Annotated in this window: 18 protein-coding genes; 11 read left to right on the top strand and 7 right to left on the bottom strand. The window is 72.0% G+C overall.

Translation table 11 applies throughout. From position 1 onward, the window contains the following. The first annotated feature begins 80 nt into the window (after positions 1 to 80). From DQ392_RS05130 to DQ392_RS05110, 5 genes are all read left to right on the top strand, one after another. Entirely contained in the window at positions 81 to 569 is a 489-nt protein-coding gene (locus DQ392_RS05130; RefSeq protein WP_114014264.1) for a YbaK/EbsC family protein, read from the top strand. Beyond that, positions 566 to 1,429 (top strand): DMT family transporter, encoded by an 864-nt coding sequence (locus DQ392_RS05125; RefSeq protein ID WP_114014263.1) that lies wholly within the window; start codon positions 566 to 568, stop codon positions 1,427 to 1,429. The genes DQ392_RS05130 and DQ392_RS05125 overlap by 4 nt, the downstream gene beginning before the upstream one ends. 51 nt (positions 1,430 to 1,480) lie before the next feature. Further along, positions 1,481 to 3,319 carry an ABC-F family ATP-binding cassette domain-containing protein gene (locus DQ392_RS05120; RefSeq protein ID WP_114014262.1) on the top strand — a complete coding sequence of 613 codons (1,839 nt, stop codon included), beginning with the start codon at positions 1,481 to 1,483 and terminating at the stop codon, positions 3,317 to 3,319. 565 nt (positions 3,320 to 3,884) lie between these two features. Next, positions 3,885 to 5,741, top strand: coding sequence for an outer membrane protein assembly factor BamB family protein (locus DQ392_RS05115; RefSeq protein WP_114014261.1), 1,857 nt, complete (start codon positions 3,885 to 3,887; stop codon positions 5,739 to 5,741). A gap of 268 nt (positions 5,742 to 6,009) precedes the next feature. Next, positions 6,010 to 6,687, top strand: a complete 678-nt coding sequence (locus DQ392_RS05110) for a LuxR C-terminal-related transcriptional regulator (protein ID WP_114014260.1) — start codon at positions 6,010 to 6,012, stop codon at positions 6,685 to 6,687. 152 nt (positions 6,688 to 6,839) lie between these two features. Here DQ392_RS05110 and DQ392_RS05105 read toward each other — a convergent pair whose 3' ends face one another. Both DQ392_RS05105 and DQ392_RS05100 read right to left on the bottom strand, forming a co-directional pair. Further along, the gene (locus tag DQ392_RS05105) at positions 6,840 to 7,214 is read right to left on the bottom strand and encodes a hypothetical protein (RefSeq protein ID WP_114014259.1); all 375 of its coding nucleotides are present in this window, start codon (positions 7,212 to 7,214) and stop codon (positions 6,840 to 6,842) included. 28 nt (positions 7,215 to 7,242) lie between these two features. Continuing rightward, positions 7,243 to 8,913 carry a sodium:solute symporter family protein gene (locus DQ392_RS05100; protein ID WP_114014258.1) on the bottom strand — a complete coding sequence of 557 codons (1,671 nt, stop codon included), beginning with the start codon at positions 8,911 to 8,913 and terminating at the stop codon, positions 7,243 to 7,245. Positions 8,914 to 9,193: 280 nt separating this feature from the next. On the opposite strand from DQ392_RS05100, the gene galT reads away from it, so the two are divergent. The 5 genes from galT (at position 9,194) to DQ392_RS05075 (ending at position 14,300) form a co-directional block, all read left to right on the top strand. Continuing rightward, complete coding sequence (gene galT, locus DQ392_RS05095) at positions 9,194 to 10,399, top strand: galactose-1-phosphate uridylyltransferase (protein ID WP_114014257.1); 1,206 nt, start codon at positions 9,194 to 9,196, stop codon at positions 10,397 to 10,399. Continuing rightward, positions 10,396 to 11,379: a UDP-glucose 4-epimerase GalE gene (gene galE, locus DQ392_RS05090; RefSeq protein WP_114014256.1), complete on the top strand. Its 984-nt coding sequence runs from the start codon at positions 10,396 to 10,398 to the stop codon at positions 11,377 to 11,379. Before galT ends, galE begins: the two co-directional genes overlap by 4 nt. After that, a complete protein-coding gene (gene galK, locus DQ392_RS05085; RefSeq protein ID WP_114014255.1) occupies positions 11,376 to 12,581 on the top strand; it encodes a galactokinase in 1,206 nt (401 codons plus the stop codon). The genes galE and galK overlap by 4 nt, the downstream gene beginning before the upstream one ends. 288 nt (positions 12,582 to 12,869) lie before the next feature. Then, complete coding sequence (locus DQ392_RS05080) at positions 12,870 to 13,796, top strand: response regulator transcription factor (RefSeq protein WP_114014254.1); 927 nt, start codon at positions 12,870 to 12,872, stop codon at positions 13,794 to 13,796. A 72-nt stretch (positions 13,797 to 13,868) separates the two neighbouring features. Next, complete coding sequence (locus tag DQ392_RS05075) at positions 13,869 to 14,300, top strand: PPOX class F420-dependent oxidoreductase (protein ID WP_114014253.1); 432 nt, start codon at positions 13,869 to 13,871, stop codon at positions 14,298 to 14,300. A gap of 77 nt (positions 14,301 to 14,377) precedes the next feature. Here DQ392_RS05075 and DQ392_RS05070 read toward each other — a convergent pair whose 3' ends face one another. Beyond that, positions 14,378 to 15,139, bottom strand: coding sequence for an SDR family NAD(P)-dependent oxidoreductase (locus tag DQ392_RS05070; protein WP_245981188.1), 762 nt, complete (start codon positions 15,137 to 15,139; stop codon positions 14,378 to 14,380). A 130-nt stretch (positions 15,140 to 15,269) separates the two neighbouring features. Then, a complete protein-coding gene (locus DQ392_RS05065; protein ID WP_114014252.1) occupies positions 15,270 to 15,767 on the bottom strand; it encodes a MarR family winged helix-turn-helix transcriptional regulator in 498 nt (165 codons plus the stop codon). Between the two features lie 71 nt (positions 15,768 to 15,838). Here DQ392_RS05065 and DQ392_RS05060 point away from each other — a divergent pair, with 71 nt between their 5' ends. Further along, positions 15,839 to 16,630: a trans-aconitate 2-methyltransferase gene (locus DQ392_RS05060; RefSeq protein ID WP_114014251.1), complete on the top strand. Its 792-nt coding sequence runs from the start codon at positions 15,839 to 15,841 to the stop codon at positions 16,628 to 16,630. Between the two features lie 252 nt (positions 16,631 to 16,882). Here the strand turns inward: DQ392_RS05060 and DQ392_RS05055 are convergent, their stop codons facing one another. The 3 genes from DQ392_RS05055 to DQ392_RS05045 form a co-directional block, all read right to left on the bottom strand. Continuing rightward, positions 16,883 to 17,485 (bottom strand): GNAT family N-acetyltransferase, encoded by a 603-nt coding sequence (locus DQ392_RS05055; protein WP_114014250.1) that lies wholly within the window; start codon positions 17,483 to 17,485, stop codon positions 16,883 to 16,885. Positions 17,486 to 17,890: 405 nt separating this feature from the next. Continuing rightward, positions 17,891 to 18,565, bottom strand: a complete 675-nt coding sequence (locus DQ392_RS05050) for a TetR/AcrR family transcriptional regulator (RefSeq protein WP_114014328.1) — start codon at positions 18,563 to 18,565, stop codon at positions 17,891 to 17,893. 213 nt (positions 18,566 to 18,778) lie between these two features. Further along, on the bottom strand, positions 18,779 to 19,897 hold the full coding sequence (locus DQ392_RS05045; RefSeq protein WP_114014249.1) for an acyl-CoA desaturase: 1,119 nt from the start codon (positions 19,895 to 19,897) through the stop codon (positions 18,779 to 18,781). Positions 19,898 to 20,039: the final 142 nt, after the last annotated feature.

Here is a 20,039-nt window from a genome sequence, read left to right as displayed (position 1 = left end):
GGTCCCGTCGCAGTCCGGGGTCCCCGCGCGGGGGAAGGGGCGTGGCCGGGGCGCGTGCCGCTACCGGTAGCGTCGCGTACATGACGCAGTCCGCCACCGTTCACCCGCGCTTCGCGCAAGCACTGACCGCCCGCGGCCTCGGCCACGTCGAGGTCCGCACGTTCCCCGACGGCACCCGCACGGCGGCCGACGCCGCGGCCGCCATCGGCTGCGAGCTCAGCCAGATCGTGAAGTCCCTCGTCTTCACGGCTGACGGGGCGCCCGTCCTCGTCCTGATGGACGGCGCCTCCCGCGTCGACGTCGGCCTGGTCCGCGACGCACTCGGCGGCGCCGCCGTGGGGCGGGCCGACGCGGACACCGTGCGCACGGCCACCGGTTACGCGATCGGCGGGGTGCCGCCCTTCGGGCACGTCACCGAGATGCGCGTCCTGGCCGACCGCGGCCTGCTGCGGCACACCGCCGTGTGGGCGGCGGCCGGAACCCCGCACAGCGTCTTCGAGCTCGCCCCCACGACGCTGATCGAGCAGGCGGGCGGCACGCTCGCCGACGTGCGTGAAGGCGCCGCGTGACCCCGATAGTCGTCGCCGCGGTGCTGGCCGCGGCGCTCACCCACGCCAGCTGGAACGCGCTCGCGCACGGGATCAGGGACCAGCTTGTGGCCTTCACGCTGGTCGGCGCAGGCGGTGCGCTCTGCGGCGCCGTCCTCGCCCTCTTCGCGCCCCTGCCCGCCGCTGGGGCGTGGCCCGCGCTGCTCGCGTCGGCCGTCTTGCACGTCGTCTACCAGCTCCTGCTGATGCGCTCCTTCCAGATGGGGGAGTTCGGGCAGATGTACCCCATCGCGCGCGGGACGGCGCCGCTGGTGGTGACCGTGCTCGCGGCCGTGTTCCTGCGCGAGATGCCGGGCACCTGGCAGCTCGCCGGTGTGCTGCTGGCGTCCGCCGGGCTGGTCGGGGTCGCGCTGTGGGGGCTCCGCGGCAAGAAGGACAGGGCGGGTGGTGCCCCGCAGTGGCCGGCGCTGACGGCGGCCGTCTGTACGGGCCTCGCCATCGCCTCGTACACCGTCGTGGACGGGGTCGGCGTGCGGGCCTCCGGGTCCGCGCTCGGCTACATCGCGTGGCTGATGCTCCTCGAAGGGATCGCCATTCCGCTGTGGGCGCTGGCCACCCGGCGCTCCGGGCTGGTGGCGCAGCTGAGGCCGGTCGCGCTGCGCGGCCTGCTGGGCGGCGCGCTGTCCGTGCTGGCGTACGGGCTGGTGCTCTGGGCGCAGACGCGGGCGCCGCTCGCTCCTGTGGCGGCGCTGCGGGAGTCCTCGATCATCGCCGGGGCGGCCATCGGGGCCCTGTTCTTCAAGGAGCGCTTCGGGTGGCCGCGGACGGCCGCGAGCGTGCTCATGGTCAGCGGGATAGCCCTGATGCTGCACGGCACATAGGTGCCGCGCGGCACGTACTACCCTTGAGGGCTGGTCCCCAACAGGAGTGAGATGGCTGTCAATCTCGTCAACCTCGAAGCCGTCACCAAGGCGCACGGCACCCGCACCCTTCTCGACGCCGTCTCGCTGGGCGTCAACGAGACCGACAAGATCGGCGTCGTCGGCCGCAACGGTGACGGCAAGACGACGCTCGTCACGGTGCTGGCCCGCCAGGAGGAGCCGGACGGGGGCCGGGTCACCCACACGGGAGGGCTCCGCCTGGGCGTGCTGACGCAGCACGACTCGCTCGACCCGCGGGCGACGGTCCGCCACGAGGTGGTGGGCGACATGGCCGACCACGAGTGGGCGGGCGACGCGAAGATCCGCGACGTGCTCACCGGCCTCTTCGGCGGCCTCGACCTGCCGGGCTTCCCGCAGGGCCTCGACACGGTGATCGGCCCGCTGTCCGGCGGCGAGCGCCGCCGCATCGCGCTCGCCCAGCTGCTGATCGCCGAGCAGGACCTGATCGTGCTGGACGAGCCGACCAACCACCTCGACGTCGAGGGGATCTCCTGGCTGGCCGGGCACCTGCGGGCACGGCGCTCGGCGCTGGTGTGCGTCACCCACGACCGGTGGTTCCTCGACCAGGTCGCCACCCGCATGTGGGACGTGCAGCGGGGCGCCGTGCACGAGTACGAGGGCGGCTACTCCGACTACGTCTTCGCCCGCGCGGAGCGTGAGCGCATCGCGCAGCAGGAGGAGACCAAGCGGCAGAACCTGGTCCGCAAGGAGCTGGCCTGGCTGCGGCGCGGCGCCCCCGCGCGCACCAGCAAACCCCGCTTCCGCATCGAGGCGGCGAACGCGCTGATCGAGGGCGAGCCGCCGCCGCGCGACAACCAGGAGCTGATGCGGTTCGCCGGCTCGCGTCTCGGCAAGACCGTCTTCGACATCGAGGACGTGACGGTGCAGGCCGGGCCGAAGGTGCTGCTCAAGCACCTGACCTGGCAGCTGGGCCCCGGTGACCGCATCGGTCTGGTCGGTGTCAACGGGTCGGGCAAGACGTCCCTGCTGCGCGCCCTCGCCGACACGGCCCGTACTCAGGGTGAACACCAGTCGCCGCTGGTGACCGAGGGGCGGATCAAGGTCGGCAGGACGGTGAAGCTGGCGTACCTCTCCCAGGAGGTGGCCGAGCTGGACCCGACCCTGCGCGTCCTGGAGGCCGTGGAGGCGATCCGCTCCCGGGTGGACCTGGGCAAGGGCCGCGAGATGACGGCCTCGCAGCTGTGCGAGCGCTTCGGCTTCGCCAAGGAGAAGCAGTGGACGCCGGTGGGCGACCTGTCGGGCGGTGAGCGGCGGCGGTTGCAGATCCTGCGGCTGCTGATGGACGAGCCGAACGTCCTGTTCCTGGACGAGCCGACCAACGACCTGGACATCGAGACCCTCACCCAGCTGGAAGACCTGCTGGACGGCTGGCCCGGCTCGCTGGTGGTCATCTCGCACGACCGGTACTTCATCGAGCGCACCACCGACCGCGTCCACGCGCTGCTCGGTGACGGGACGCTGCGGATGCTGCCGCGCGGCATCGACGAGTACCTGGAGCGCCGCGCGCGCATGGAGGCGCGGGTGGCGCCACCGGCCGGTGGCGCCGGCGGGGCCCCCGCGGCGCCGGCGGCGAAGCCCGCGGGGAAGCCGGCCGCGCTCTCCCGCGCCGCGCAGAAGGAGATGCAGCGCATCGAGCGCCAGCTGGAGAAGACCGAGCAGCGCGAGGCGGAGCTGCACGGTGAGATGGCCGAGCACGCCACCGACTTCGAGCGGGTGGCGCAGCTCGACGCTCAGCTGCGCGAGGTCAGGGACAAGGGGGAGGAACTGGAGATGCGCTGGCTGGAGCTGGCGGAGTCGGAGGGGGCCTAGGTCGTGTCTTCAAAGTCCCGCCTGCCTGGCGGTGTCTGGCACGCACGCTCGCGGCGTTGTCGTCGGTCGCCGCTTCCCCCAGGGCTCGGCTTCGCTCGCCCCGGGAGGTGCCCCCACGCAGGGACTCCCTCCTCCGCCTTGCGAGCGCACGCACCAGACACCGCCAGGCCCGCCCTCCGGGCGGACGCCGCTACTTTGAAGACACTCCCTAGGGTTTCCCTGCGGCTGCTTGTTCCGGCTGGGGGTGCCACTGCCCCTCGCGTGCGGTCCGCGGGTGGGTGGTGGCGTCTCGCGCAGTTCCCCGCGCCCCTTCGGGGCGTACCGCCGTGCAGCGCTCTTATGCGGGCGAAGAGGACAGTGCGGGTTCCGACTCGGTCCCGAGGTTGTTGCGAGTCGGTGTCACGGTGAACGGGTGCCGGAACCGACCCCGTGGCCGGATCGTGTCCGATGGTAGAAAGAACTTCCGCTCCGAAGTCTGCCATTGGCAGGCCACATGTCCGATTCGCTCCGCCCTACGGGGGTTTGAGGGTCCGGCGTCGGTCTGCCCGTCACGAGGGAACAGTTCATGTCGCAGCCGCCTCCTCCGCCTAGTCAGCCGCCATCAGGAGGCTTCGGCGCACCGCAGGAACCGCCACAGGACGCGCAGGGGCAGCCGTCGTACGGCTACCCGCAGCAGCCGGGCCACGGGCAGCAGCCGTACGGCTATCCCCAGCAGCCCGGCCAGCAGCCGTACGGTGCGCCGCAGCAGCCTCCGCAGCCGCCGCAGGCGCCCGGTTCGCTCTCCAAGGAGCCGCCCACGCCCGCGGCGCCTCCCGGTTACGGCTACCCCCAGGGCCAGGGCCACGCGGCGCCGACCCAGGCGGCGTTCGGTGCCGTGCCCCCGCCGTCGGGCCCGCCCACCCCGCCGGGGCCCCCGGCCCCGCCAGGGCCGCCGCCCGGCGGGTACGGCCAGCAGCAGATGCCCGGCGGCTACGGTCAGCAGCCGCCCGGTGGTTACCCGTACGCCAACACCCCCGGCGGTATGCCGGGCGGCGGTGGCGGCGGGAACAACTCCAAGGTCCTCATGATCGTGGCGGCCGTCGTCGCCGTGGTGCTCATAGCCGGCGGTGGCGTCTTCTTCCTGACCAAGGACGACGGCGGCGGTGGCGGTGGCGGGGGCGGCAAGGACGACCCCGGCCCGGCCGCGGAGAAGAACCCCAACTCCCCGCCGAAGAACACCCAGGCCCAGCAGATCGTCGACATGAAGGCGCCCGAGGTCAACGACGTCACCACCGTCGCCGGCGCGTGGGCCACCGACAAGGTCTTCGCCAAGTCCTCGGTCCACGAGATGATCGTCCAGGACCTGGAGACGAAGAAGCAGACGAAGATCTCGCTCAAGGGCAACGTCTGCGCGGCCTCCAACGAGATGACCAAGGACCACAAGGTCGCCGTCGTCGTGCAGGCGACGATCTCCCCGGCGGCCGACTGCAGCCGCATGGTCATCGTCGACCTGGACGCGAAGAAGATCGCCTGGGACAAGACGATGCCCAACGCCGACACCCGGTCGGTCGACAACGTCGCCATCAGCGGTGACACCGTCGCCTCCGCCTGGATCGGCGGCTCGGTCGGCTACAAGATCTCCGACAAGAAGAAGGTGTGGGAGGCCAAGCCGAGCAACTGCCGCGACAAGGGCTACCAGGGCGGCAAGTCGCTGGTCGCCGTCGTCGAGTGCGGCCACGACTACGACAAGCCGCAGGTCTCCGTCCAAAAGCTCGACCCGGACACCGGCAAGGCCAAGTGGAAGTACGAGCCGCCCAAGGGCGTCAAGGACGTGCGGGTGGCCTCGACCGACCCGCTGGTGCTCGTCGCCGGCGCCGGCGACGAGCTGACCAGTGACGTGCTCACCGTCGGCGAGGACAAGAAGCTCAAGGCGAAGATCTCGCTGGGCGAGCGTTACAACAAGCCCTGCGAGCTGGAGGTCAACGGCTGCTACGCCATGGCGGTCGGACCCGACACCGTCTACCTGTCCACCACCGAGCACGACGGCTCCTCCGACCTGTCCGAGACCAACGAGGTCATGGCCTTCGACTTCGACACGGGCAAGGCCAAGTGGAAGTCGAGCGCGGGCGAGGACCGCACGATCATCCCGTTCAAGATGCAGGGCTCCAACGTCCTCGGCTACAAGACGCCCAGCTACGGGCACGGCGGTGAGATCGTCACCATCGAGCCGAAGAAGGGCAAGCAGACGCGGCTTTTGAAGATGCCAGCCTCCGACATCGGCCAGGGCGAGCAGGCCTTCTCGGTCGACGCCTACTCGGTCGACGCGCCGCTCATCTTCGAGAACAACAGGTTCTTCATCCAGGACGACCTGATCTCGGAGCGCCGCTCGTCCGACGAGGAGACGCCGCGCATGGCGGTCGGCTACGGGCCCACCGGCGGCTGACGCTCCCCTCGTGCTCCGCATTCCGGCCCGCCACGGTGCTTCCGTGGCGGGCCGGCGCGTGTGCGCGGGGGCGGCCCCCACCGGCCCCGGGGCGCGCGCCGGGGCCTGCGGCGGTGGCGGGGCGGCCAAGCTCTCCCTTGGGGATTTCGCTTCGTAAGGGGAGCGGAACCGCGAGTGAGCGTGTAGCTTCCCGGAGACAGGAGGAGGGGCTGCGGAGGGGGCGCGGGGCCTTCGGCAGTGGCAGCAGTGTGTGGGGGAGCGAACTTTTATGAGCGTACGGCTCATGGTGGTCGACGATCATCGCCTGCTCGCGGAGGCCCTCGCCTCGGCGCTGAAGCTGCGCGGGCACCGGGTGCTCGCGGCGGCCGCGCCCAGCGCGGGCGCCGCCGAGTTGGTGATCAGCCGGGCGCCCGAAGTGTGCCTGCTGGGCACGGCGACGCCCGCCGAACCGGGCGCCTTCGATCCCGTCGTGCGCGTCAAGCGGGAGAAACCGCAGATAGCGGTCGTCGTGCTGGGCCCGGTGCCGAGCCCGCGCGGCATCGCCGCTGCCTTCGCGGCGGGCGCTTCGGGCTATGTGCGGCACGACGAGCGGATCGAGGGCGTCGAGCGGGCCATGGTCAAGGCCCGCGCCGGCGAGGCGGCCGTCGCACCGCAGTTGCTGGCGCAGTCGTTCGCCGAGCTCCTCAACCCCGCCGCCGAGCCCGACGACGAGGGGGCGCGGCTGTTGCAGATGCTCACGCCGCGGGAGGTCGAGGTCCTGGTGCGGGTCGCGGAGGGCGAGGACACCCGGCTGATCGCGGCCGGCATGGGGATCGCCCCGTCGACGGCGCGTACGCACGTGCAGCGTGTGCTGATGAAGCTGGGCGTCGGCTCCCGGCTGGAGGCCGCCGCGCTCGCCGCCCGTACGGGCTTGCTGGAGCGGGCGGGCGGCAGCGCGGGCGCCTGAGACGCGTGCGGCCCGGGCCGTGGCCCGCGCCCGGCGGCGCGGACCCGGCGCCCTGTGACAGGCGGCGCGGACCTGGCGCCCTGTGGCAGGCGGCGCGGACCCGGCGCCCGTGGTGGGCGATGCGGGCCCGCGCCGGCCTCGAAGAGGAGTTCCTACTTGGTGGAGCCGCCCTCGCCGCGCTCCGTACCCGCCGTGCCCTCGTCGCCCTCCGCGCCTTCGCCTGCCCCCTTCTCCGCGTCCGGCGGCGGGATGGTCGGTGACAGGCGCAGCCACAGGAGGAAGGCCAGGCCGAGGACCAGCATGCCGATGCCGGTCCACAGGTTGATGTTGATGTCCTGGGCCTTTTTCAGGTCCTCGTCGGAGGCGAAGACGCCCGCGAGGGTGACGATCACGCCGTAGACCACGAAGAGGCCGCCGATGATGCGCCGCACGTCGAAGAGGCGGGCGGCCGTCTGGGAGCGCTGTTCCAGCTCCTCGACGTCCCTTGCCGCCTGCTGGGCGGCGGACTTGTTGCTCATGTCGCTCATTGCGCTTCAGTGTCCTTCGCGTCGCGGCTCAGAAGGAGAAGGGGATGTAGCAGAGGGCGGCGAGGATCATGGCGCCCCAGCCCAGCAGCGCGGGCTTGCGGTACCAGACATCGTCGCCCTTCTCCGGCAGTTCGGGGGCGCCGGGGGAGCTGGTGCCGTAGACGAGCCCCGCGAGTTCCTCGGCCGGCTTCGGCTTGGTGAACAGGGTGACGGCCACCATCACCACGGAGCCGACGACGAAGGCGACGATCGAGGAGACGAAGTTGGCGCCCTGGTCGGTGGGGATGTCGATGACGCCCTGCTTGTAGAACCAGAAGTAGTTCACCATCGCCGCGACGGTGCCGCTCAGCAACCCCCAGAACCCGGCGGCGGGCGTGGTCTTCTTCCAGAACATGCCGATGATGAAGACGACGAAGAGCGGCACGTTGAAGAAGGAGAACAGCGTCTGAAGGTAGTTCATGATGTTGCTGAACGAGGAGGCGATGAACGCGGTCCCCATGCCGATCAGCACACCGACGACCGTCACCCAGCGGGCGGTCTGCACGTAGTGCTCGTCCGGCCGGTCCTTCTTCAGGTAGGCCGCGTAGATGTCGTTGGTGAAGACGGTGTTGAACGACGAGATGTTCGCCGCCATGCCGGCCATGAACGCCGCCAGCAGACCGGTCACCGCGATGCCGAGCACGCCGTTGGGCAGCAGGTCGCGCATCAGCACGGGGATGGCGTCGTTGTACTGGAGTCCGTCCTTGGTCTTGCCGAGGGTGGGCTCCATGACGAGCGCGATCAGGCCGGGGATGACGACGACGGCCGGGATGAAGATCTTGGGGAACGCGGCGATCAGCGGGGTGCGCTTGGCCGCGGAGAGGTTCTTGGCCGACAGGGCGCGCTGCACCTCGGCGAAGTTCGTCGTCCAGTAGCCGAAGCTCATCACGAAGCCGAGGCCGAGCACGATGGTCAGCCAGTTGGCGCCCAGCGGGTTGCCCGAGCCGATGCCCGTGCCGTCCCAGGCGGTCATGAACGCGTCGCCCTTCTCGCCGGAGAGGGTGTCGCTGATGCCGCCCCAGCCGCCGACCCGCTTGAGGCCCACGACGGTGAGCGGGATCAGCGCGGCGAGGATGACGAAGAACTGCAGGACCTCGGTGTAGATGGCCGAGGAGAGTCCGCCGAGCGTGATGTACGCGAGGACGAAGAATCCCGCGATCACGATCGAGACCCACAGTTCCCAGCCCAGCAGCGCCTTGAGGACGAGCGCCAGCGCGTAGAGGTTGACGCCGGCGATCAGCACCGAGGAGACGGCGAAGATGATCGAGCTGAGCAGGTGGGACGAGGGCCCGAACCTGTGCAGCAGGAACTCGGGTACGGAGCGCACCTTCGAGCCGTAGTAGAAGGGCATCATCACCAGGCCGAGGAAGACCATGGCGGGGATGGCGCCCACCCAGTACCAGTGCACGGTGTAGACGCCGTACTGGGCGCCGTTGGCGGCCATGCCGAGGATCTCGGTGGCGCCGAGGTTGGCGGCCACGAAGGCCAGGCCGGTGATCCACGCGGGGAGCGACCGGCCGGAGAGGAAGAAGTCGAGGCTCGTCTTCACGCTGCGCCGGGCGGCGAAGCCGATCCCGAGCACGACGACGAAGTAGATGCCAAGAAGTGTGTAATCGAGTCCGTTGGTGGGGAGCCGTAGCCCTTCGGCCAGGTGCAACATCAGTCACTCGCTTCATCGCGCGATCGGAACGATCGCGAACGTACCCATAATGTTTCGACTTTTGAAGGGACGTGTTGCAGAGGTTTGTTTGATTGTGATGATTGTTAGGGTCCAACAACAGGGAAAAGTCCCCTTGTGTCCTGGTTGGTCCCTGCGAGGTGCCGGAGAGTGCGACGGGGTGGGTGGCGTGGGGCGCGACAGGGTCGGCGTTGAACATTCTGTTGGCTCGTGATTCCTTGTGTGCGATTATGTTTGAGGTCAAGGAACGAGGAGCCACCCGGTGAAGAAGACCTCAGGCCGCCTTGCCGACGGCCGCGAGATCGTCTATTACGACCTGCACGACGACGCCGCCGCCCGTACCGCAGCCGACCAGCGCCCCATGCCGCCCATGGAGGCGCACTCCGAGATCCGGCACGACCCGCTGCTGGACGAATGGGTCGGCGTCACGGCACACCGCAACGCGCGCACCTACCACCCGCCGGCCGACGAGTGCCCGCTGTGCCCCTCCCGTGAGGGGCGGATGAGCGAGATCCCCGAGCCGAGTTACGACGTCGCCGTCTTCGAGAACCGCTTCCCCTCCTTCCACGGCGCGCCGGGTGCCGTGGAGCACGAGGACGCCGGCGCCCTCTTCCGCCACGCGCCCGGCGCCGGACGCTGCGAGGTCGTCAGCTTCACCTCCGACCACAACGCCTCCTTCGCCGACCTCGACGAGGAGCAGGCCAGGCTCGTCCTCGACGTGTGGACCGACCGCACCGCCGAACTGTCCAGCACGCCCGGCGTCGAGCAGGTCTACTGCTTCGAGAACCGCGGCGAGGAGATCGGGGTGACCCTCTCCCACCCGCACGGACAGATCTACGCCTATCCCTTCACCACCCCGCGCACCGCGCGCATGCTGCACTCCGTCGCCGCGTACGGCGCGCGGCACCCGGGCGGCAACCTCTTCGACGACCTGCTCGGTGCCGAGCTCGCCTCGGGGGAGCGCGTCGTCATCGACGGCGAGCACTGGGTCGCGTTCGTGCCCTACGCGGCGCACTGGCCCTACGAGGTGCACCTGTATCCCAGGGAGCGGGTGCCCGACCTGCTCGCGCTGTCCGAGGAGGCGCGAGCGGAGTTCCCCGGTATCTACCTGGAGCTGCTGCGCCGCTTCGACCGCCTCTTCGGCGAGAGCGAACCGCGCACCCCCTACATCGCCGCCTGGCACCAGGCACCCTTCGACGGCGGTGGCGGCGACACGGCCGTCCCCGGTTCCGACACAGCCGACCCCGGTTCGGACTCCGCCGGCCCCGGTTCCGACGGCGACTCCGACGGCGCGCCGCGGCGTGCGGCGCGCGAGGAGTTCGCCCTCCACCTGGAGCTTTTCACCATCCGACGGGCTCCCGGCAAACTGAAGTTCCTCGCGGGTTCCGAGTCCGGCATGAACGTGTTCATCAACGACGTGCCGCCGGAAGCAGCGGCGAAACGACTGCGGGAGGTGGCTTCTCGATGAAGTACTTGGTGACCGGCGGAGCCGGCTACGTCGGCAGCGTGGTGGCGGCACACCTGCTGGAGGCGGGACACACCGTCACCGTGCTCGACGACCTGGACACCGGTTTCCCCCAGGGGGTGCCGGAGGGGGCCACGTTCGTCAGCGGCCGCATCCAGGACGCCGCCCGCGTGCTCGACCCCTCCTACGACGGCGTGCTGCACTTCGCGGCGCACTCCAAGGTGGGCGAGTCCGTCGAGCAACCGGAGAAGTACTGGCGCAACAACGTCGGCGGCACCCTCGACCTGCTGGCCGCCATGCGCGAGTCGGGGGTGCGCACACTCGTCTTCTCCTCCACCGCCGCCGTCTACGGCGAACCCGAGCGCACCCCCATCACCGAGACCGACCCGGCCGCGCCCACCAGCCCCTACGGCGCCTCCAAGCTCGCCGTCGACCACATGATCGGCGGCGAGTGCCGGGCGCACGGGCTGGCGGCGGCCTCCCTGCGCTACTTCAACGTCGCCGGCGCCTACTTCGCCTCCGACGGCACCGCATACGGCGAGCGCCACGACCCCGAGTCCCACCTGATCCCGCTGGTGCTCCAGGTCGCCCAGGGCAGGCGTACGTCGATCTCCGTCTACGGCGACGACTACCCCACGGCGGACGGCACCTGCGTGCGCGACTACATCCACGTCGCCGACCTGGCCAGGGCCCATCTGCTGGCACTGGAGCAGGCCACCGGGGGTGAACACCTGATCTGCAACCTGGGCAACGGCAACGGCTTCTCCGTCCGCGAGGTCGTCGAGACGGTCCGCGAGGTCACCGGGCACGACGTGCCCGAGACGGTCGCACCGCGCCGGGACGGTGACCCGGCCGTGCTCGTCGCCTCCGCCGAGCGCGCCCGCACCGCGCTGGGCTGGCAGCCCGAGCGCAGCGGACTGGCCGAGATCGTGCAGGACGCCTGGCGGTTCGCCCAGCACACCGCGGCGGAGGCCCGGGGATGAGCCCGAACGTGAGCGATCAGACGCGCCAGGACGCCGCGGAAGGCGCACGGGAGGACGTACGGGAAGGCTTCAAGGCCGTCTACGGCCGCACGCCGGACGGTGTCTGGGCGGCCCCGGGGCGGGTCAACCTGATCGGCGAACACACCGACTACAACGACGGGTTCGTGATGCCGCTGGCGCTGCCGCACACCGTGCACCTCGCCGCGGCCCGCCGCGACGACGGCATCGTGCGGCTGCACTCGGGCGACGTGCCCGGCGCCGCCTACCAGGTGCCGCTCGACGCGCTCACCCCGGGCCGGGACGGCGGCTGGGCGGCGTACCCCTCGGGCGTCGCCTGGGCGCTGCGCGAGGCCCCTCTGCCCGTCGGCGGCGCGGACATCCACCTGGCCAGCACCGTACCCACGGGCGCCGGGCTGTCCTCGTCGGCCGCGCTGGAGGTCGCCACCGGGGCGGCACTGTCCGAGCTGTACGGCCTGGGCCTCTCGCGGGAGCTTTTGGCCCGCCTGTGCCAGCAGGCCGAGAACGACTTCGTCGGCATGCCCTGCGGGATCATGGACCAGATGGCCTCCGCCTGCTGCACCGAGGGGCACGTGCTGCACCTGGACACCCGTGATCTCGCGCAGCGCCAGGTCCCCTTCGACCTGGCGGCCGAGGGGCTGCGGATGCTCGTCGTCGACACCCGCGTCAAGCACACCCTGGCCGACGGCGCCTACGCGGGACGCCGCCGGGCCTGCGAGGCGGGAGCCGCGGCGCTCGGCGTGCCCGCGCTGCGCGACGTCTCCCACGAAGAGCTGGACGCGGCGCTGGCCCGCTTGGACGAGAGCCTCGACGATCCCGAGGTGCGCGGCTGCGTGCGCCACGTCGTGACCGAGAACCGGCGGGTCGAGGAGACCATCGCGCTGCTCGACGCGGGCCGCACGCGCGAGGTCGGCCCCGTGCTGAGCGCCGGACACGCCTCCCTCAGGGACGACTTCCGGGTCTCCTGCCGGGAGCTGGACCTGGTCGTGGACACGGCGCTGTCCACCGGGGCGCTCGGCGCCCGGATGACCGGCGGCGGCTTCGGCGGCTCGGCGCTCGTACTCGTGGAGGAGTCGGACACCGAGAAGGTCGGTGCGGCCGTCACCTCCGCGTTCGCGTCGGCCGGCCACCTGGCGCCGCACCTGTTCGAGGCCGTACCGAGCGCGGGGGTGCGGCGGTTGTGAGTGCCCCCGTGAGCGCCCCGGCGCGCGCTGCGCGCGCTCCCGGCGTGCTGCGGTGAGCGCCCCCTCGGCTCACAAGATGCCCACAAGTTTTGTGATTCGCCTTCCCTTGCCACAGCCCAGCCGTACTCTGAAACGTATGCACAGCGCCGGTGGGGGCCGGCGCTGATCAGGGGGCGAGACAGCCGGGTACGACGCCCAGGGGCGGGGTAGACAGACGAACACGGCGGCGGCCGTGTCGCTACGCGCTTCCCGCCCATGGGCGCCGTACCCGCACTGCCAGGGGGTGCCATGCAACGTATTCGCGTGCTGGTCGTCGACGACCACCGGATCTTCGCCGAGTCTCTGGCCGCCGCGCTCGCGGCCGAACAGGACGTCGAAGTGGGCGCGGCGGGCAGCGGAACGGCAGCGCTGCGCCATCTGGAGCGGGGCGCGGCGGAGGGCCGCAGGTTCGACGTGCTGCTGGTCGACGCCGACCTGGGCACACCGATGAACGGCACCTCGCCCCCGCCGCCCGTGCCCCTCCGCACGAACGGCGACAGGCCCGCCGCACCCCAGGCACCCGGCCAGGTCCCGGCCGCCGTCCCGGCAGCCGCCGCCACGGCGACGCTCCCGGCCGCCCCTCTCCCGGCACGGCATGTGGGCGCCGCCGGGCCGCTGGAGGAGCAGCCCGCCGACGTGACGGCCGTCGCGTCCACCTCCACCACCGTGTCCGCGCCTTCGGGCGGCTTACCCCTGGTGGCGCGCGTACGGACGGAGTACCCGGCCGTGCGCACCGTCGTCCTCGCCGAGCGTGACGACCCCCGGCACGCCGCGGCGGCACTCCAGGCAGGGGCAGGCGGCTGGGTCGCCAAGGACTGCTCCCTCTCCCGGCTGCTCCAGGTCATCCGAGGGGTCCTCAAGGACGAGACGCATCTGCCGCCCGCCCTCCTCACCGGCGTACTCAGGGAACTGACCGCCACCCGCAAGCACCGCACCGAGAGCGAACGCCTCGTCGAATCCCTCACCCCGCGCGAGCGGGAAGTGCTGCGCTGCATGGTCGCCGGACTGGGCCGCAAGGCCGTCGCCGAGCGGCTCTACCTCTCGCCGCACACGGTGCGCACCCACATGCAGAACGTCCTGGGAAAGCTGGGCGTCCACTCCACCCTGGCCGCGGTCGCGCTCGCCCGGCGCGCCGGCGTGGGCCCGGCCGAGCTGGAGCCCGCGGTGGCCCGCTGAGGTCCCACCAAGTGCCCTCACTGGTGCCTATGCTGTGCCGTCTCTGCCGGGACGAGTGCGGGAGCAGCGACGATGCAGCAGATGACCGAGGCCCAGTGGCGCGACTTCGTCCTCACCGGGACCCGCACAGGCAAGCTGGCCACCGCCCGCAAGGACGGCCGCCCCCACGTGACGCCCGTGTGGTTCCTGCTGGACGACGAGGGGCGCCTGCTGTTCACCACCGGCGGCGACTCCCTCAAGTACACCTCCCTGCACCGCGACCCCCGCTTCGCCCTGTGCGTCGACGACCAGCAGCCCCCGTTCAGCTTCGTGATGCTCGAATGCGTCGCCGAGGAGTTCATCGAGGACCTCGACGTCCTGCGCGACTGGGCCACCAGGATCAGCGGCCGCTACATGGGGCGCGAGCAGGCCGCCGCGTTCGGCGAGCGCAACGCCGTCCCCGGCGAGTACCTGGTGCGCTCACACGTGGCGCGGGCCATCGCCTACGCGGACATCGCCGGCTGAGCGGGCCGCCGGCCCGATACGGGGCGGGCGGCCCGGCACCGGGTGCTTCGAGAGGGCGGCCCCAGGGCCTCACGGGCTCACACCGAGTGCTTGAAGACGCTCCAGCCGCCGTCCACGACCAGCCCGGCGCCCGTCACGAACGACGCGTCCTCGGACAGCAGGAAGGCGATGGCGGCGGCGACCTCGTCGGGGCGGCCGTGGCGGCCGACGACCGTCTCGTGCGCCGCCTGTCGCCGGTCCTCCTCCTCGACCCCGTCCCAGGCCGGTGTCATGACCGGCCCCGGCAGCACGCAGTTGACCCGCACCTGCGGGCCGAAGTCCACCGCCAGCTGGCGGCCGAGCCCGGTCAGACCCGCCTTGCTCGCCGCGTAGGCGGGACGCCCGTGCAGGCCGACCAGGGCGTGCACCGAGGACGTCAGCACGACCGCGCCGCTGCGCCGGCGCAGGTCCGCCACGCAGGCGCGCACCCCCAAGAAGGCGCCCGTCAGGTTGGTCTGGAGCTGGCTCTCCCAGTCGGCGACGGAGATCTCGTCGGCGGCGCCGTTCCGCGCCATCGCCGCGTTGCACACCAGCCCGTCCACCGGCCCGAAACCCTCGTGTGCGGTCGCCACCGCGCGCGCCCACGCGGGTTCGTCCGTGACATCCCCCAGGACGAAAGCGGCGCGCCCGCCCGACGCCGTGATCTCGCGGGCCGTGCGGTGCGCCCCCGGCTCCTCCCGGTCGAGGAGGACGACGGCCGCCCCCTCGTCCGCCAGCCGGTGCGCCGTCGCGGCCCCGATCCCGGAGCCTCCACCGGAGATGACGACCGTACGTGATGCGAACCGCGCGCCCATGGCCATGCGCGTGATCGTAGGGGCACGGCGCCCGGTCCGGTAGGGCACGGCGCGGGTGGCGCCCGTGCGGGTGGCGGGCGGGTTTCCGCGCGGGAGGTGGGGGCCGGCTGCGGGCCGTGCGGGCGCGGGCGGGCCGTCAGATGGGGATGTTGTCGAACGGAGCTGTCAGCCGGCGCAGCAGAGAGGCCAGTTCGTCGCGTTGCGGGGTGGAGAGCTCGGCGAGGAGGGCGCGCTCCTGGTCGAGCAGCCCGGACAGGGCGCTGTCGGCGCGGTCCTGGCCCTCGGTGGTCAGCCGGACCAGTACGCCGCGCCGGTCGCTGGGGTCGGGCAGCCGTTCGACCAGGCCCTTCTTGGCGAGGCGGTCGATGCGGTTGGTCATCGTCCCGGAGGTGACGAGCGTCTGCGTCAGCAACTGGCCGGGCGAGAGCTGGTAGGGGGTGCCCGCGCGGCGCAGCGCGGTCAGCACGTCGAACTCCCACGGCTCCAGGTTGTGCTCGGCGAACGCGATCCGGCGGGCACGGTCCAGGTGCCGGGCGAGCCTGCTGACCCGGCTGAGTACCTCCAGCGGTTCGACGTCGAGGTCAGGGCGCTCCCGGCGCCATGCTGCCACCAAACGGTCGACCTCGTCCTCCATGGGATCAGTGTAGAGGTTCTGTCGACGTGAAGTCTCTTGACGTCAAGAGAAGTCCGGTGCACGCTGCTGCCATGTGGGACCCGAAGCAGTATCTCCGTCATGCCGGATACCGTCTACGCCCCCTCCGCGACCTCCTCGCCCGCGTGCCCGACGACCTGCCGGGACACCCCGCGGTCCGCATCGCCGACCTCGGCTGCGGCCCCGGCGGACCCAGCGAAATCCTCGCCGCGCGCTGGCCCGAGGCGCACATCACCGGATACGACAGCTCCCAGGACATGCTCAAGGAGGCCGCGGCCCACACCCGCCCCGGGCACCTCGACTTCACCCACGCCGACCTCGCCGACTGGCGCCCCGCCCCCGACGAACACTTCGGCCTGCTCTTCTCCAACGCGGCACTCCAGTGGGTGCCGGGGCACCAGCACGCCTTCCCCGACTGGATCGCCGCGCTCCCGCCCGGCGGCGTCCTCGCCTGCCAGATGCCCGGCAACTTCCGCGCCCCCAGCCACACGCTCCTCGCCGAGCTGTGCGCCTCACCCCGCTGGCGTGACCGCCTCGGCGACGTGCCCCGCCCCGACGCCCTCGACCCTGCGGGCTACGCGGACGTCCTCGCCCCCCTCGGCTGCGACATCGACGCCTGGGAGACCACCTACCTCCACCGGCTCACCGGATCCGACCCCGTCCTCGACTGGACCAAGGGCACCACCCTCCGCCCCGCCCTCGCCCGCCTCGGCGACGACCAGGACGCCCGCGACGCGTTCCTCGCCGCCTACGGCGAAGCCCTCCGCGAGGCGTACCCACCCAGCGCCGACGGCGCCACCGCGGTGCCGTTCCGCCGGATCTTCGTGGTGGCGGTCAAACGGTGAGCGGCGCGGCGCAGGGGGGCGCCGCCACTCCAGCGGCTGGCGGGAAGGTCTGGTTCCACGGCGGGAGACGCTGAGCCGCATCCGGGCGTGGAGGACGGCTTCCGCCCGGCCCGAAAGGCGCACCCGGCGCTGTGGGGCGCCCCGGCGGCCGGGCGGTCCGGCGATGGCGGGGGCCGGGCCGTGTCGGCGGCGGTCCGGGCGCCGGGCGCCCGGCGGTGTCGGGCGGTGGGCCCGACCGGGTGCCCGGCCGGGTCAGGCGGTGGGGCCGGCCGCCGCCCGCTTGGCCGCCCGCCACTCCGGGGCCAGTACCGACCAGATCTCCATGTCGGCCCGCTTCCCCCGGTACAGATAGCTCTCGCGCAGCACGCCGTCCCGCGTCATGCCCAGGCGGCGGGCCACCGCGACGCTGGGCTCGTTCGCCGCGGAGACGAGCCACTCCACCCGGTGGAAGCCCCGCTCCTCGATCACCCAGTCGATGACGGTCCGGCACGCCCTGGTGATCAGCCCCTTGCCCACGGCGGCTGGCTCCAGCCAGCAGCCCGCCTCGGCGACCCCCTGCGCGGCGTCCATCGTGCGGAAGAGCACCCCGCCGACCAGCTTGCCGCCGCTGCCGGGCGATCCCCTCGGCACGTCCGTCCAGATGCCGTGGATCCGCCCGGTGTCGGCTGCGGCCTTGTCCGCGTACGACCGCAGGCAGGCGCGGCTCGACTCCAGGTCGGTGGCCAGGTCGGGAAAGCCGATGTGCTGTCCGATGAACTCCCTGCCCCGCTCCATGTGGGCCAGGAACTCCCCGGCCTGCCAGGGTTCGAGCGGGCGCAGTTCGGCCGCGTCGTCTCCCAGGGGTATCGCGAACACGACCCGACCTCCACACATCTCTGCGCCCGAAACCGCGGAAACCGCGAAAAAAACCGCGCGCACCACCGTGCACGCGCCGCGCGGGGATCCTCGCACAGGTTTCCACCGATGGCGGCCGATTTTTCCCGGCCCGGAGATGCTCGGCCGCACCCGGTGCCGCGGCCGACATCCGCCCTGGCCGCCCCGCCCCGACCGACGGCCGCGCTGATCCCCCTGGAACGAGGATCGCCGTCCGGGCGCCACGCTCGCCTACGGGGCTGCTCGCGGATGGCGTGCTCGACGTGGCGTCTCCGCGGACGGCGGACCGCCGGCGGTAGGAGGATTCCGTAGGCAGTCACATGATCCGCCGGACAGGACCTACCCGGAAGCCCCCGGTCTCTCGCCCCCGCGCGGCGGGGCGACCGGCTACGACCTGCGGTGCCCTATCAGCCGCGGTTTCTGCTCCAGGCCGTCCAGCCCGTGCCAGGCGAGGTTGACCAGGTGGGCGGCGACCTCGGATTTCTTCGGCTTGCGGACGTTGAGCCACCACTGCCCCGTGAGGGCGACCATGCCGACGAGAGCCTGCGCGTACAGCGGGGAGAGTTTCGCGTCGAAGCCGCGGGACTTGAACTCGCGGCCCAGAATGTCCTCGACCTGGGTGGCGATGTCGGAGATGAGGGAGGCGAAGGTGCCGGTGGACTGCGGCAGCGGGGAGTCGCGCACCAGGATGCGGAACCCGTCGGTGTAGTGGTCGATGTAGTCGAGCAGCGCGAAAGCGGCCTGTTCGAGCAGCTCACGGGGGTGCCCGCCGGTGAGCGCTCCGGTCACCATGTCCAGCAGCCGCCGCATCTCGCGGTCCACGACGACGGCGTAGAGACCTTCCTTGCCGCCGAAGTGCTCGTAGACGACGGGCTTGGACACCCCGGCCTTGTGGGCGATCTCCTCGACCGAGGTGCCCTCGAAGCCGCGCTCGGCGAAGAGGGTGCGGCCGATGTCCAGGAGCTGTTCGCGGCGCTCCTTGCCCGTCATCCGGCGGCGGGCGCGCTTGGGGGGCTTGGCACCCCTGGCCGCCCTGCCCCCCTTGCCCGCGCCGTCGGGGATGCTCGGCAACGGCGCAGCGGGGTGCGCCGGCGGCCTCGCACCGTCAGGTGCCGGTGGCGCACCGGTGTACGGCTGCGGCGCGTCGCCGAACGGCTGCGGCGTCTCGTCGGTCGGCACGGGGTGGGGCCTTCCCTGTCGTGTGGCTGCGTGGGGGGTCCCGGGGCTGGCCGCCCGGGGACCCAGGGGCGGGGCCCCTGGGTCAGCACCACAGCATCATGCCGCCCCGGCCACTCGCTCCTCACGCCGGGAGTCGGCGGAGGCCGCCTCGCCCGCGGGGAAGTCGGCGGAGCCCGCCTCGCCCGCGCCCGTCCTGCGGCGGGGCGACCCGTCCTTGTAGCGCTTGGTCTCCAGCCGCTCCCGCTTGGGCCAGCGCACGTCGTACGCCCAGCCCGCCTTCTCGAACCAGCGGATGAGACGGGCGCTGGAGTCGATCTGCCCGCGCTCCACGCCGTGCCGGGCGCAGGTGGGGTCGGCGTGGTGCAGGTTGTGCCAGGACTCGCCGCACGAGAGGACCGCCAGCCACCACACGTTGCCCGAGCGGTCCCGCGACTTGAAGGGGCGCTTGCCCACCGCGTGGCAGATGGAGTTGATCGACCAGGTGACGTGGTGGAGCAGCGCCACCCGCACCAGCGAGCCCCAGAAGAAGGCCGTCAGCGCGCCCTGCCACGACCAGGTGGCCAGGCCGCCCACCAGCGGCGGGACGAGCAGCGAGACCGCCGTCCACAGCACGAACTGGCGCGAGACGCGGCGCAGCGCCGGGTCCTTGATCAGGTCGGGCGCGTACTTGTGCTGCGGCGTCTGCTCCTCGTCGAACATCCACGCCATGTGGGCCCACCACAGGCCCTTCATCAGCGCGGGGATCGTCTCCCCGTAGCGCCAGGGGGAGTGCGGGTCACCCTCGGCGTCGGAGAACTTGTGGTGCTTGCGGTGGTCGGCGACCCAGCGCACCAGCGGGCCCTCGACGGCCATGGAGCCCATGATGGCCAGCGCGATGCGCAGCGGCCGCTTGGCCTTGAACGAGCCGTGGGTGAAGTACCGGTGGAAGCCGATCGTGATGCCGTGGCAGCCGATGAAGTACATCGCGACCAGCAGCCCCAGATCCAGCCAGCTCACCCCCCATCCCCAGGCCAGCGGCACGGCTGCCACCAGCGCGACGAACGGAACGGTGATGAAGGCGAGCAGCGCCATCTGCTCCACCGAGCGGCGCTGCTCACCGCCCAACGTCGCGGAGGGAGCCGGGGCGGGCGAGGCGCCGGCCTCGGCTCCCGCGGCCGTGCCGGCGGCGGGGGCGGCCTCCGGCGAACTGTCGAGCACGTCCGGACTAGTCGTCATAGATGTCCCTCATTGGACCTCGGCTTGGCTACGGTTCCGTAACCTACGGCGTCGTAAGTATGGCAGCCGTAGGACACGGGACAAGAGGGGTGCGCACCGGGGCACGATCACGCCGCGCGATGCCCACGCCTCGGACACAGGT

The organism is Streptomyces reniochalinae (assembly GCF_003323735.1).
GTDB classification, from domain to species: Bacteria; Actinomycetota; Actinomycetes; order Streptomycetales; family Streptomycetaceae; genus Streptomyces; species Streptomyces reniochalinae.
Note: the sequence above shows the minus strand (reverse complement) of the source record. Positions and strands in the feature narration are given on the sequence as shown.